Below are 14,011 nucleotides of genomic sequence, written 5' to 3'. Positions count from 1 at the left end.
TTTCATTGATTGGAAGTAAGGACACCATATTCGCTATGCATGCGGTATCTAGAGGGAATGTGCAATGACTGAACAAAATAAAGTAGAACGCGGTTTGTTTGATGAGGTAATGGTACCTTGTTATAACCCAATGGAAATGATTCCAGTAAAAGGCGAGGGTGCTCGAGTTTGGGATCAGCAAGGCACAGAATACATCGACTTTGCGGGTGGTATTGCCGTGAGCTGCTTAGGTCATTGTCATCCAGCGATGGTCAATGCACTGACTGATCAAGCTCAGAAGATTTGGCACTTAAGTAATGTTATGACTAATGAGCCAGCTCTGCGTTTAGCGAAAAAGCTAACAGAGGTGAGCTTTGCGGAAAAAGTATTCTTCGCGAACTCTGGTGCAGAAGCCAACGAAGCGGCTCTGAAGCTTGCTCGTCGTTACGCAGCAGATAAGTTTGGTCCAGAAAAATCAGAAATCATCGCTTTCAAACAAGGCTTCCACGGTCGTACATTCTTTACGGTAACGGTGGGTGGTCAAGCGGCATACTCGGACGGTTTTGGTCCTAAACCAGGCGATGTTACACACCTACCATACAATGATGTAGAAGCTCTACGTGAGCATATCTCAGACCGTACGTGTGCAATCATGATGGAGCCACTGCAAGGCGAAGGCGGCATCATTTCTCCAACCGATGAATTTGTTCAAACGGTTCGTGAATTGTGTGATAAGCACAACGCTCTACTTATTTTCGATGAAGTACAAACAGGCAATGGCCGTACCGGTCATTTCTACGCATACCAAGGTCTAGGCGTAACGCCAGATATCCTGAGCACAGCGAAGTCGCTTGGTGGCGGTTTCCCTATCGGTGCAATGCTAACGACGACAGAGCTAGCTCAACATCTCAAAGTGGGTACTCATGGTTCAACATATGGCGGTAACCCATTAGCGTGTGCCGTTGCTGAAGCCGTAGTGAATGTGGTGAGCGCACCAGAAACATTAGCGGGTGTTGCAGAGCGTGAAGCTTTGTTCCGTGAAGGACTAGCGAAACTGAACGACAAGTACAACATGTTCTCTGAAGTTCGTGGCAAAGGTCTGCTGCTTGGTGCTGCATTGAATGATGAATGGCAAGGTCGCGCTCGTGATGTTCTTGTTGCGGCGGGCAAAGAAGGACTAATGGTTCTTGTTGCTGGTACTAACGTGGTGCGTTTCACACCTTCACTGGTTATCAGCAAGGAAGAAATTGCAGAAGGTCTAGCAAGACTGGATAAAGCTCTATCTACACTAACAAAATAATTATTACATCAAGGAAGGTTAAGGATTGAATTGACCTTCCCATACCTCTGCTACTGATCAAGGATTAAATAGCCCCGATACAAGTTAGTTGCAGAGGTATCATGCATCAGGAGGGAGTATCGATGCTGGTTGTTCGCCCTATCGCAATGTCGGACTACGATGCGCTGCACACGTGCGCAGTGGAATCTGGTCACGGATTCACATCTCTACCAATTAACGAAGAACTGTTAAAAAACCGAATTACTCATTCAGAGTACAGCTTTACCAAGCCTGACGTAACCTCACCGGGTGACGAAGGTTATCTAATGGTTGGCTTTGATAGTGAGACTGGCGAAGTTGCTGGTTGTACCGGTATTGAAGCGTCAATCGGTTGGGATGTTCCTTTTTACTCATACCATATCAGCACCATCGTTCACGCATCAGCCAAGCTAGGCGTAAACAACGTCGTGAAGCTGCTGACATTTGGTAATAACTACACAGGTTGTAGTGAGATCTGTACTCTGTTCTTACGCCCTGACTTCCGTCTTGGTTTCAACGGTCGTTTAATGTCTAAATGTCGTTTCTTAATGATGGCTGAGCATCCACACCGTTTCTCGAAAACGGTATTTGCTGAAATGCGCGGCGTATCAGATGCAGAAGGCAACTCACCATTCTGGCAATGGCTACAAGAACATTTCTTCTCCATTGACTTCACAATGGCGGACTACCTTACAGGTATAGGTAAGAAAGGCTTTATCGCTGACCTTATGCCTAAGCTACCAATCTACATCAACTTGCTAAGCAAAGAAGCACAGGCAGTGATTGGTCAAGTACACGAAAATACCAAACCCGCTTTACGCTTATTAGAGAAAGAGGGCTTTACTTGCCGTAACTACGTCGACATCTTCGATGGAGGCCCGACGGTAGAGTGTGATGTGCGCAATATTGAATCGGTGCGCCACTCTTTCCGAGCCAAAGTGACGATCGCGGAACATTCAAGTTCTCAAGACTACTTAATCTCAAACACTTCGTTTGAAGATTTCCGCGCGACGGCAACGAAAGCCGCTTATGACCAAGCTTCAGAGACAGTTATTCTCTCTCCAGAAGTGGCGCAGGCGCTGAGAGTTGGTGAAGGCGAATTCGTTCGCATGTTGGCTCAGTAATAGAGCCAGATATTACGCAGAATCTGAAGGAACACATTATGACACATTGGATTGCCGGAGAGTGGGTAGCAGGTCAGGGTGAGTCAATGAACTCAACCAGTCCATACAACAATGAAGTAATCTGGCAGGGCGAGAGTGCAACGCCAGAGCAAGTTGAACAGGCGGTTTCTGCCGCACGCAATGCATTTGTTGGCTGGAAAAACCTAAGCTTTGCTGAGCGTGAAGCCTTCGTACTTGCTTTTGCCGAAAAGGTAAAAGAGAACAGCGAAGAAATCGCACAGATTATCGCGAAAGAAACAGGTAAGCCAATTTGGGAAACTCGCACTGAAGCAGCAGCAATGGCTGGCAAGATCGCAATCTCGATCCGTGCTTATCATGAGCGTACTGGCGAAGCACAGCGTGAAGCTGCGGGTAACCAAATTGTTTTGCGTCACCGTCCACTAGGCGTGATGGCTGTGTTTGGACCATACAACTTCCCAGGCCATCTACCAAATGGTCACATCGTACCTGCATTGCTTGCAGGTAATACCGTTGTATTCAAACCTTCTGAGCAGACGCCATTTACTGGTGAATTTGCCATGAAGCTGTGGGATCAGGTTGGCTTGCCAAAAGGTGTTATCAACCTTGTCCAAGGCGCGAAAGAGACAGGTATCGCTCTAGCCAATTCTAAAGGTCTAGATGGCGTTCTCTTTACGGGCAGTGCCAATACTGGTCACATCCTTCACCGTCAGTTCGCAGGTCAGCCGGGCAAAATGCTGGCTCTAGAAATGGGGGGTAACAACCCTATGGTGATCTCTGAAAATTACGGTGATCTGGACGCAACGGTTTATACCATTATTCAATCTGCATTCATTAGTGCCGGCCAGCGTTGTACATGTGCTCGTCGCCTATATGTTCCTGTTGGTGAGAAGGGTGATTTATTGGTCAATAAGCTTGTACAAGCGACCAATAAGATTCGTGTGGATCAGCCATTCGCAGAGCCTGCACCATTCATGGGACCGCAGATTTCTAAAGCAGCGGCAGACTTTATCCTTGCTGCACAGGCAAACTTGCAAACACTGGGTGGTGTCAGTTTGGTTGAAGCGAAAGCGGGTGAAGCCGCCTTTGTTACTCCGGGCATTATTGACGTTACTGCGATTGCACAGCTACCTGATGAAGAGTACTTCGGTCCTCTGCTACAGGTCGTACGCTACCAAGGTCTGGAAAAAGCGGTTGAACTTGCCAACGATACACGCTTTGGGTTATCTGCTGGCCTAGTCTCGACAGACGATAGCGAGTGGAACTACTTTGTTGACCATATTCGTGCAGGCATCGTTAACCGTAACCGTCAGCTAACTGGAGCAAGTGGTGATGCACCGTTCGGTGGCCCAGGTGCTTCTGGCAACCTAAGACCAAGTGCTTACTATGCAGCGGATTACTGTGCGTACCCAATGGCTTCGATGGAAGGTGGCGAAACACTTCTTCCTGAAACATTAAGCCCAGGTGTTGAACTGTAGAGCGTGAAGTTCGATTAGATATTTCCCTTTTTGCCTCCCTGAGCCGGGAGGCATTTTTGAACGTCAAGCTTGACGGCTGTCTGATCAGATTTTCTGGACACTTTTGGTCAGGTGGCCTCTTTTATAACAATAATGAGTACCCTTAAAACGTAAACAACCCCTATACAAGGAGGCGTTATGACGCCAGATGTTTTATTCCAGCAGTTATGGAATGACTATATTCAACGCTTGTGTCCCTCTGCTGAAAAAGTACACCAACTTCTGCAAGAAGACGAAGCATTGATCAATGACCATATTGCACTACGTACTTTCAATGTTGAGCCGTTAGGTATCGCGACTCTTGCACAACCTTTTCTAGATGCTGGCTACAAGCCGTGTGGCGATTACGTTTTTGAAAGCAAAAAGCTCGCGGCGAAACATTTTGAACATCCCGATCCAAAACAGCCAAAAGTATTTATCAGTGAACTAAAAGTTGATGAGTGTTCTAGTGAACTTCAAGCGATTGTTGCCAAGCTAGTCGAGCAAGTAGACGCGGATAAGCTAACAGGTCATGAGTTCTTGTACGGTGGCCGACTATGGGATATTAGTCATGCGGATTACCAAACGCTGGCTAAAGAAAGCGAGTACGCGGCTTGGTTAGCGGCACATGGCTACGGAGCAAACCACTTTACCGTAAGTGTGAACCAGCTAAATGCTTTTGATGAAGTGAAAGGTGTGAATGATCATCTGCGCTCTGCCGGCTTTACTATCAATGAGTTTGGTGGCGAAGTAAAAGGCACGCCAGAAGTGTTGCTTGAGCAATCTTCAACGATGGCTGATAAAGTGCCGGTTCAGTTTACTGAAGGCAGTGAAATCATCCCTGGAGGCTTCTACGAGTTCGCTAAACGTTACCCAATGTCTAATGGCGAGCTTTACCCAGGATTTGTTGCAGCGTCTGCTGACAAGATCTTCGAAAGCACTAACGGGTAAAGAGCCGCAGCGAGAGCGGGCAGTAAGTTGATAAAACCTTTAGTGTTAAAGGTGTTGACAGAACTAGTCCTTAACAAGCCAAAATTTTCTCGATTCTCAAAAAACAAAAAGCCACCAATGTTTCCATTGGTGGCTTTTATAATTTAGCGATCAATCGAAATTAACGAGTACCGTAAACAACGATTGTTTTACCGTGTGCAGAAATTAGGTTCTGCTCTTCAAGCATCTTCAAGATACGGCCAACTGTTTCGCGAGAACAGCCAACGATTTGACCAATCTCTTGGCGAGTGATCTTGATTTGCATGCCATCTGGGTGAGTCATTGCATCAGGTTGCTTCGCTAGGTTTAGTAGCGTTTGAGCAATACGACCCGTTACGTCTAGGAATGCTAGGTCGCCCACTTTTTGGCTAGTCACTTGTAGACGACTTGCCATCTGCGCTGAAAGGCGCATTAAGATATCTGGGTTCACTTGGATAAGCTGACGGAACTTCTTGAATGAGATTTCCGCAACTTCACAAGGAGATTTTGCTCGAACCCATGCGGTACGCTCTTGGTCTTCTTCGAATAGACCAAGTTCACCGATGAAGTCACCTTGGTTTAGGTAAGAAAGGATCATCTCCTTACCTTCTTCGTCTTTGATAAGAACCGCAACAGAACCTTTAACAATGTAGTACAAAGTTTCCGCTTTCTCGCCCGCGTGAATTAGCGTGCTTTTTGAAGGGTACTTATGAATATGACAATGTGAAAGGAACCACTCTAATGTTGGGTCGGTTTGAGGTTTACCTAGAACCATAATATCTCACTTCCTCTGCAGGGTACGCTTGCCGCTTTCCATGTTTTAGCTAAGCCTTAATTAAGACCTACTAGGATAAGAGCACTTTATAAATGCTGCAAGCCAACTTATGTGTCGGTTACAAATAGTATCCTTTTTCTAGCATGATTTCTTGATTTTAATCGGGTACAACAGGCTTTTTGGTACGCAAAACTGTGCACATGATCACGGTATGAAAAGTAATCGTGTTCTAGTTGTGAGCCTTAACCGATTTTGCCCGTTTCTATCAATTGTTGCAGGATAGGGCGAACAATTAATTCCATCGCAAAACTCATTTTTCCGCCTGGTACAACGATGGTGTTGTGGCGTGACATAAACGAACCATCAATCATAGCCAGCAGGTATGGGAAATCGACATTCTTGATACCACGAAGTCGAATGACGACGAAACTTTCATCCAAACTCGGTATCCCTTTCGCATTTAAAGGGTTTGATGTATCAACGGTCGGAACACGCTGAAAGTTGATATGAGTTCGGGAAAACTGTGGAGTAATGTAGTTTAGATAGTCGTCCATTGAACGTACGATTGAGTCCATGACGGCTTCACGAGAATGACCGCGATCGCGAGTATCACGGACAAACTTTTGAATCCATTCTAGGTTGACGATCGGCACCATGCCTATCAGAAAGTCGACATGTTGTGCGACGTTAACGTCACCATCTACCACCCCACCGTGTAGCCCTTCATAAAAGAGCACATTGGAGTTTTCTGGTAGGTCTTGCCAAGGTGTAAAAGTACCGGGCATTTGATTATAAGGTACTGCCTCGTCAAACGTATGGAGGTAGCGACGTACCTGACCATTACCTTCGTGTCCGTATTTACGGAAAAACTCGGCTAGGCCACCAAAGTCGTTCGCTTGTGGGCCAAAGTAACTGATGTGACGACCTTGCTCGCGAGCCTTACGGATTTCGACATCCATTTCAGGGCGAGTAAAGCGGTGAAAGCTATCCCCTTCGACCCACGCGGCTTTAACGTTCATCATATTGAACATTTTGCGGAAGGCTTCCGAGGTAGTCGTAGTGCCAGCGCCAGATGAACCAGTCACGGCAATAATAGGGTGTTTAGCGGACATGACAAACCTTGTCTGTAAGTTACATTCCATGAATCAATGCCCACTATAACATGCTTTAGCAGACATTGACTGTACGCAGTTCTCTAAATCAAAAACGGTTCTTTAGTTGGATATCGACACTTTCATGCAGTTCCGAATAAACCACAACCGCTTCCCCTGATTCTAGTTGAGAGTGGATTTGGTCAACTTTGTCTTGCAGTGAAACTTCGACATCACCGTAGTCTGTTCCTTCGCGAAGAATAAACTCGCGTATCAGATTCTCCAGTGTCTCCGGTGCAATTTGTTGCCATGGGACGATCATAAAGACCTCTTAATTTTATGTTCGGTGAATTGTGCGCGCTATTATGCCGAAGCGGCAAGACTTTCATAGTAGGCCGGCAGAGCTTCTTCTAACCAAAATCTTGGCTTGAGTGCGCTACCTGTAACAAATCCCACATGGCCACCTTGTTCAAACAGTCGATAGTCGATGTTATCGGGCAGCACGTATTTGGGGATGACATCTTCGGTCATGAACGGGTCATCCTTGGCATGGATGATCTGTGTCGGCAGCGTGATTTCTTTGAGTCGATGTATCCCTGAGCACTGGTGATAATAATCGGCTGCATCTTTGAAACCATGTAAAGGTGCGGTGATAAGATCATCGAACTCGTACAATTTGGTGACACGCTTGATATTCTGATAGCTTAGTCCCAACTCGCCTTTTAACAGATGGTGTTTTTGTAACGCGCTTTTCTTTAGCGATGACAGCAAATAGTTTTTGTACAACTTGGAAAAGCCTTGCTCGATACGTTCTGAGCAGGCAGATAGGTCGAGTGGCGCAGAAACAATGGTTGCGGCATCGAGTAAAGGCTGGCTGTTGTAGGTAGCGAGATAGTTGGCCAGCATATTTCCACCCAAAGAAATGCCAACCGCCACCTTGGTCTGTGTTGGGAAACGTTGGTTGAGGTGCTCTAAGAAAAAGCGTGCGTCTTCCACTTCGCCGGAGTGATAGGCACGGGCGAGTCTGTTGGGTTTTCCACTACAGCCACGAAAATGCATCATCACAGAGAGCCAACCTTGTTTCGCGAAGGCATCCATTAGACCATTCGCATACGGGCTGTAAAAACAGCCTTCCAAGCCGTGAAAAAGAACAAAAATAGGCTTGTTAGTGTTTGACTGCTGATCGACGTTTTCACTCCAAGCAATATCAAGAAAGTCACCATCAGGCGTATCTAAAGTTTGCCAGACGGGTTCAAACAAGGCTTTCTTACGAATAAATCGCGGTGCGAGTGTTTGTAGGTGAGGATTTGTTAATCCTTTCGCAGCAACAAATTGAGTCATAAAGGCTCTCTACAGGTTGGCAATGTTGTCTATGGGTTCGGCAAAGGCAGAATAGAGTTGTTCGCCACCTAATTGACGGCAGTAGCGCAAGGTCAGGGGTTCTGCGTGATTTACACTCAACTCGATGGTGTTAATACAGTCAACCAGATCGGATTGTTGCTGCTTTTCTAGTTGCAACTCAAATTGGAGTGACTCGCGATACAGAGTGTCAGGCAGGTGGAACTTCAACTTACGTCGTAACTCCCTATAGCTAAGAAGTAAGGCTTCGGAACGGCCTAAACACTCTTCTACGCGATGCCAGTCCTCTTCGCCAAAGCAGACCTGCTGTTCATCAAGCCACTTGAGTAACAACAGCAGGTTAACGTTGCCTTTAAATTGGTTTTGCAGATGTAAGCACGCCTCTTTGACTTCTCGCACGCTATAGTACTGTAGGCTAAATTGCCATAAGCGTTCGAGTGTTAGAGAAATTGAGGCGGGCTTTGAACTCATTGACTATTGAACTCCTGTTCCATCTGCTCTAGCTCTTCCTGAAGAGCCATCCACTCTATTTCGACCTCTTCAAGTGAGCTTTTACTTTCAGCTTGAAGCGCTAGTACTTGGTTAAGTTTAGCTTTATTTTCGGCGTCATAAAGTGAGTTATCTGATAATTGGGCCTCTGCTTGTGCCAAGGCTTCTCCCAACTTATCCATTTTCTCTTCAAGTTTTGTCAGGTTTTTGCGAATAGGTGCTGTCTGTTTGCGAAATTCCGCTTCACGGCGTTTTTGGTCTTTTTTCGCCGCTGCACTGTTTTCAGATTTTTTCTCTGGTTGTTGTGCTTGCGCTTCGCGGCGCTCCGATTTTTGTTGTTCAGTCAGCCACTTGTAGTAATCGTTTAGGTCACCATCAAATGGAGCCACTTGGCGATCGTGAACCAAGTAAAGATCGTCTGTTGTCGCACGAAGTAAGTAGCGGTCGTGTGAAACAATGACCATTGCGCCTTCGAACGTTTGTAGTGCCATAGTCAAGGCTTGACGCATATCGAGATCGAGGTGGTTGGTTGGTTCGTCGAGAAGTAAAAGGTTTGGTTTTTGCCAAACAATCAGAGCGAGAACAAGACGCGCTTTTTCACCGCCAGAAAAAGGGGCGACTTTTTCTAGTGCTTTATCACCTTGAAAGCCAAAACTGCCGAGGTAATTACGTAGCTCTAGTTCGTTTTTGTCAGGCGCAATTTGCATCATGTGTTGTAGAGGCGTTTCCTCTGGGTGCAAAGTTTCTAGCTGGTGCTGTGCAAAGTAGCCAATCTTAACCCCTTGCGAGTAGGTTAAGTCACCACCTTGAGGTTTGAGTTCTCGAGAAAGAAGCTTAATCAGGGTCGATTTACCCGCACCATTACGTCCAAGTAAGCCAATTCGACTACCAGGCACCAAGTTAAGGCGAATCTTTTCTAAAATCAGATTGTCACTATATCCCGCCGAGACTTCGTCCATCATGATGATTGGGTTAGGAAGTGCATCCGGATCGCGGAACTGGAAACTGAATGGATTATCCAACTGGGCGGGCAGAACTTTCTCCATACGCTCCAGCGCTTTAATTCGGCTTTGAGCTTGACGCGCTTTCGAGGCTTTGTAGCGGAAACGGTCAATGTAGCTTTGCATGTGGGACATCTGCTTTTGCTGCTTCTCAAACTGAGCTTGTTGCAGAATCAGTTTTTGAGCACGCTGCTCTTCAAATGATGAGTAGTTACCCGTGTACTCATTTAGTCTCTGGTTCTCGACGTGAATGATTCGACCTACGATAGGATCTAAGAAATCGCGGTCGTGAGAGATTAGAACCAGCGTACCTGGGTAATTTTGTAGCCAGCGTTCTAGCCACATAACCGCATCAAGGTCTAAGTGGTTGGTTGGCTCATCGAGTAGCAGTAGATCTGAGCGACATAGAAGAGCTTGTGCCAAGTTAAGACGCATACGCCAGCCGCCGGAGAACTGAGTTAAGTTCCAACTCATTTGCTGCTGGCTAAAACCAAGGCCGTCAAGGAGCTCCGCCGCTCGAGCCCGAATGCTGTAGCCGCCAATGGTTTCTATTTGACCATGTATTTCAGCGACCAATGTGCCGTGATCTTTTTGCTCGGCATCGAGTAACTCCGATTCTAGACGGCGATACTCTCGGTCACCATCAATGACGTATTCAATAGCGCTGCGCTCTAACGCTGGGGTTTCCTGTGCTACCCAAGCCATCTCCCAGTGTGCGGGTTTGCTAAAGTTACCCGCATCAATAGAAAGTTCATCCTTGATCAGGGCGAACAGTGTGGATTTACCACAACCATTTTTTCCGACCAAACCGACTTTATCGCCAGGCTGGATGGTTGCTGAAGCTTGTTCAAGAAGTGGTTTACCACCGCGAAGAAGCTGGATGCCAGAGAAGGTAATCATAATCTTTTGCTTTGTCGTTACTCGTATTGCGTCGAATAGTAGGGTACTTAACAAGCTATGTCGATCATTGCGTTATCACGACTAACAACGTATAACAAACTGATAACGATAAATAATGCTTAGTAGGCTATAAACAGTAAAAGGATTGCTGTCGAACGAATGCAAACTCTATCCTCCGATAAGCCCAAGGTATTGGTGTTGTATGCTCACCCTGAGTCACAAACGTCTGTGGCTAACCAAATGATGATCAAGAAAATAGAATCGCTTGATCACGTCACTGTGCACGATCTTTATGCGCATTATCCAGACTTCTTTATTGATGTCAGTGCGGAACAAAAATTACTGGCTGAGCATGATGTGATTGTTTTCCACCATCCACTCTTTATGTATTCCTGTCCTGCGTTGCTTAAAGAGTGGCTAGACCGTGTTCTCGGAAAAGGCTTTGCCTTTGGTAAAGGTGAAGCTTTAAAGGGTAAGTATTGGCGAAGCGTGATCACGACTGGGGGCCAAGAAGGAGCTTTCGGTAAGACGGGCTATAACCGCTACCCGCTATCGGAAATTTTGCAACCATTTGAATTGACGGCGGCCTTGTGCCAGATGCATTGGATAGAACCACTGGTCTTGTACTGGGCACGAAATGTGTCTGAAATGGAACGTTATCAGCATGCTGAGCGTTACCGCCTATGGCTGAGTGAGCCACTTCAGAACGAAGTGGCTGAGATGGTTGGGGGGCAAAATGGCGCTTGAGAATGATTTTCTACAGAGTAGCGTTATTTTCCTGACCGCAGCTGTTGTTGCTGTTCCTCTTGCTCAGCGCCTTGGTCTCGGTTCCGTTCTTGGCTATCTATTGGCGGGTGTTGCCATCGGCCCGTGGGGACTTGGTTTAATCAGAGATGTCGACGCTATTCTCCATTTCGCTGAGTTTGGCGTGGTGTTGCTGCTGTTTCTGATTGGACTCGAATTAAATCCGAAAAAACTGCTTCAAATGAAAGGCCCTATCCTTGGATTAGGTGGTGCGCAAGTCGTGGTGACAACCGCGGTTATCGCCAGCGTTGCCTATGTTGTGGGAGCATCTTGGCAAACCAGTTTAATTATTGGCATGGGGCTCGCGTTGTCATCCACCGCTATCGCCTTAAAAGTCATTGAAGAGCAAGGTCTGGGAGGCAGTGAAACCGGTCAATCAGGTTTTGCGGTCTTACTATTTCAAGACATTGCTGTGATCCCAATGCTTGCACTGCTTCCTGTCTTAGCGGGGAATACCGCTGGAGATTGGCTTGATGCGATATGGATGCTTGCAGGCGTGGGGGGATTATTAATTGGCGGTCACTTCCTACTGAGACCTCTGTTTCGATATGTTGTACTCAGTGGTGTACGTGAACTCTTTACCGTAGCTGCATTACTGCTTGTGATTGGCATTGCCCTATCAATGAAGCAACTCGGTCTTTCTATGGCGTTGGGGACGTTTCTTGCCGGGGTTCTCTTGGCGGAAAGTGAGTATCGACACGAGTTAGAAATTGCCATCGAACCGTTCAAAGGGCTATTGCTTGGGTTGTTCTTTATCGCTGTTGGTATGGCGGTGAATCTTGGTCTGTTGGCTTTGCAACCCATTGCCGTGCTGTCTGCGGTCATTGGTTTAGTGGTTGTAAAAGGTCTGATTCTTTACCTACTTGCGCGTTTGTCTGGTAGTCGAGCAAAATCTCGCAGCAAAATGGCGGCAATTCTTAGTCAGGGTGGCGAGTTCGCATTCGTTATTTTTACCGCAGCAAGTAGTGAAGGATTACTCGACCAACAGCAAACCGCGTTTCTTTTGGTAGTGGTTAGTTTATCCATGGTCACGACGCCATTATTATTGATGGCACAAAGCCGCTGGTATGCACGAGGACTTAATACCGACACTGAGGGTGGGTTGCAAAGTGACGTCGTCAACAAGCAGCCAAGAGTGATTATTGCGGGCTTTGGGCGTTTTGGGCAGATTGTCGGCCGTCTGATGTATGCCAACAAAATTAAAGTGACGGTACTCGAAAGTGATGCGAGCCAGATTAAGTTACTGCGTAAATATGGCTACAAAGTATTTTATGGTGACGCGACTCAACTCGACTTATTAAGAGCCGCTGGTGCGGATAAAGCCGAGGCAATGATAATTTGTACCGATTCACCTGATGAAATCATGAAGATTATTGGATTGTGTCAGACGCATTTTCCGCGCTTGAAACTATTAGCCCGAGCACGAAGTCGTGTCGAGGCATACCAACTACTGAGCCAAGGTGTTGACAGTTACTCGCGTGAGACTTTCTTAGGGGCGCTGGATCTTGGTCGACAGGCTCTCGTTAGTTTAGGTATGCACCCGTATCAGGCAAAGAGAGCTGAAGCGCACTTTAGAAAACTTGATAATGCTATGCTGAAAGAGCTGCTTCCTCAGCATAATGATGATAAACAATTGGCCCAAAGAGCCAAAGAAGCCCGAAAAGAACTGGAAGAGATTTTTGGTCGTGAGTTAGAAAACGATCAGCAATCAAAAAACTTCTGGGATTAACAGTGAAACGAGAGAAATGAAAAAAAGATTTATCGCAGGCGCTAGTTGTCCAAAGTGTTCACAACAAGACACTTTACGCTGGTGGATAGAGAATAATATTGAATTAGTAGAGTGTGTTGAGTGCGGTCATCAGGATCAACGTACACCACAATCGGTTGATAGTAGCGACCATGGTGGGCAAAATATGATCGGTATTTTTAAGCCGGACTGATTGTGTTTCTCTAAATCATCCCCATAATATGCCCCGTAGAAAGTATGCCGACGCTAACGAATGTTAGGGTCCTTTATCCTCCTTGGAGTCAATATGAAAATTGAAAAGAACGTAGTTGTAAGTCTTGCTTACCAAGTAAAACTGGAAGACGGTGTAGTCGTTGATCAATCTACAGCTGAAGCGCCACTAGATTACCTTCACGGCAATGACAACCTAATCACTGGTCTTGAAACAGCGCTAGAAGGTAAAGAAGCAGGTGCTAAGTTCTCTGTGACAGTTTCTCCAGAAGAAGCTTACGGTGAGCACAACGACGCACTAGTACAACGCGTTCCAGCGGAAGTATTCCAAGGTGTTGACCAGATTGAAGTAGGTATGCGTTTCCTAGCGGATACAGATCAAGGTCCAATCCCTGTTGAAGTAACAGAAGTTGATGGCGACGAAGTGGTTGTTGATGGTAACCACATGCTTGCAGGTCAAACGCTAACATTTGACGTGGAAGTTGTAGCAGTACGTGAAGCGACTCAAGAAGAAATCGAACACGGTCACGTTCATCAAGCTGGTGGCTGTGGTCATCACCATGACCACGACCACGAGGGTGGCTGTTGTGGTGGCGAAGGCCATGACCACGGTGCTGAGAAAAAAGATGGCTGCTGCGGTGGCGGTAGCTGTGGCTCACACTAATTGTTAGTGTCTAGCTAAGCGTTAGAGAAGGCGTTTCCCATTATGTTGGGAAGCGCCTTTTTTTGTG

Annotated in this window: 14 protein-coding genes; 8 read left to right on the top strand and 6 right to left on the bottom strand. The window is 46.5% G+C overall.

Annotation, left to right across the window (positions count from 1 at the left end):
- The first annotated feature begins 64 nt into the window (after window positions 1–64).
- From ACQEXP_RS13210 to ACQEXP_RS13195, 4 genes are all read left to right on the top strand, one after another.
- Window positions 65–1,279 carry an aspartate aminotransferase family protein gene (locus ACQEXP_RS13210; RefSeq protein ID WP_269377089.1) on the top strand — a complete coding sequence of 405 codons (1,215 nt, stop codon included), beginning with the start codon at window positions 65–67 and terminating at the stop codon, window positions 1,277–1,279.
- Window positions 1,280–1,401: 122 nt separating this feature from the next.
- Window positions 1,402–2,421, top strand: coding sequence for an arginine N-succinyltransferase (gene astA, locus ACQEXP_RS13205; protein ID WP_426970413.1), 1,020 nt, complete (start codon window positions 1,402–1,404; stop codon window positions 2,419–2,421).
- A gap of 38 nt (window positions 2,422–2,459) precedes the next feature.
- Window positions 2,460–3,917: a succinylglutamate-semialdehyde dehydrogenase gene (gene astD, locus ACQEXP_RS13200; RefSeq protein WP_426952973.1), complete on the top strand. Its 1,458-nt coding sequence runs from the start codon at window positions 2,460–2,462 to the stop codon at window positions 3,915–3,917.
- 177 nt (window positions 3,918–4,094) lie between these two features.
- The gene (locus tag ACQEXP_RS13195; RefSeq protein ID WP_269377092.1) at window positions 4,095–4,886 is read left to right on the top strand and encodes a DUF1338 domain-containing protein; all 792 of its coding nucleotides are present in this window, start codon (window positions 4,095–4,097) and stop codon (window positions 4,884–4,886) included.
- Window positions 4,887–5,046: 160 nt separating this feature from the next.
- Here ACQEXP_RS13195 and crp read toward each other — a convergent pair whose 3' ends face one another.
- The 6 genes from crp to ACQEXP_RS13165 all read right to left on the bottom strand — a co-directional run bounded on the left by crp (window position 5,047) and on the right by ACQEXP_RS13165 (window position 10,519).
- Entirely contained in the window at window positions 5,047–5,679 is a 633-nt protein-coding gene (gene crp, locus ACQEXP_RS13190; protein WP_004410522.1) for a cAMP-activated global transcriptional regulator CRP, read from the bottom strand.
- Window positions 5,680–5,921: 242 nt separating this feature from the next.
- Window positions 5,922–6,791 (bottom strand): phosphoribulokinase, encoded by an 870-nt coding sequence (locus ACQEXP_RS13185; protein WP_138972814.1) that lies wholly within the window; start codon window positions 6,789–6,791, stop codon window positions 5,922–5,924.
- Between the two features lie 88 nt (window positions 6,792–6,879).
- Window positions 6,880–7,092 (bottom strand): YheU family protein, encoded by a 213-nt coding sequence (locus tag ACQEXP_RS13180; protein ID WP_138972764.1) that lies wholly within the window; start codon window positions 7,090–7,092, stop codon window positions 6,880–6,882.
- Window positions 7,093–7,133: 41 nt separating this feature from the next.
- A complete protein-coding gene (locus tag ACQEXP_RS13175) occupies window positions 7,134–8,111 on the bottom strand; it encodes a hydrolase (protein ID WP_138972765.1) in 978 nt (325 codons plus the stop codon).
- A 9-nt stretch (window positions 8,112–8,120) separates the two neighbouring features.
- Window positions 8,121–8,600 (bottom strand): TIGR02444 family protein, encoded by a 480-nt coding sequence (locus ACQEXP_RS13170; RefSeq protein ID WP_269377093.1) that lies wholly within the window; start codon window positions 8,598–8,600, stop codon window positions 8,121–8,123.
- Complete coding sequence (locus tag ACQEXP_RS13165; RefSeq protein WP_269377094.1) at window positions 8,597–10,519, bottom strand: ABC transporter ATP-binding protein; 1,923 nt, start codon at window positions 10,517–10,519, stop codon at window positions 8,597–8,599. Before ACQEXP_RS13165 ends, ACQEXP_RS13170 begins: the two co-directional genes overlap by 4 nt.
- Window positions 10,520–10,678: 159 nt before the next feature.
- Between ACQEXP_RS13165 and kefG the strand changes: the two genes are divergently transcribed.
- From kefG to slyD, 4 genes are all read left to right on the top strand, one after another.
- Window positions 10,679–11,266 carry a glutathione-regulated potassium-efflux system ancillary protein KefG gene (gene kefG / locus ACQEXP_RS13160; protein ID WP_426970366.1) on the top strand — a complete coding sequence of 196 codons (588 nt, stop codon included), beginning with the start codon at window positions 10,679–10,681 and terminating at the stop codon, window positions 11,264–11,266.
- A complete protein-coding gene (gene kefB / locus ACQEXP_RS13155; protein WP_426970364.1) occupies window positions 11,256–13,052 on the top strand; it encodes a glutathione-regulated potassium-efflux system protein KefB in 1,797 nt (598 codons plus the stop codon). The genes kefG and kefB overlap by 11 nt, the downstream gene beginning before the upstream one ends.
- A 16-nt stretch (window positions 13,053–13,068) precedes the next feature.
- Entirely contained in the window at window positions 13,069–13,263 is a 195-nt protein-coding gene (locus ACQEXP_RS13150) for a YheV family putative zinc ribbon protein (protein ID WP_138972770.1), read from the top strand.
- 93 nt (window positions 13,264–13,356) lie between these two features.
- Complete coding sequence (gene slyD, locus ACQEXP_RS13145) at window positions 13,357–13,944, top strand: peptidylprolyl isomerase (RefSeq protein ID WP_269377097.1); 588 nt, start codon at window positions 13,357–13,359, stop codon at window positions 13,942–13,944.
- Window positions 13,945–14,011 lie beyond the last annotated feature (67 nt).

Source organism: Vibrio sp. TRT 1302 (genome assembly GCF_050113875.1).
Lineage (GTDB): Bacteria > Pseudomonadota > Gammaproteobacteria > Enterobacterales > Vibrionaceae > Vibrio.
This window is presented reverse-complemented; position numbering and strand designations above follow the sequence as displayed.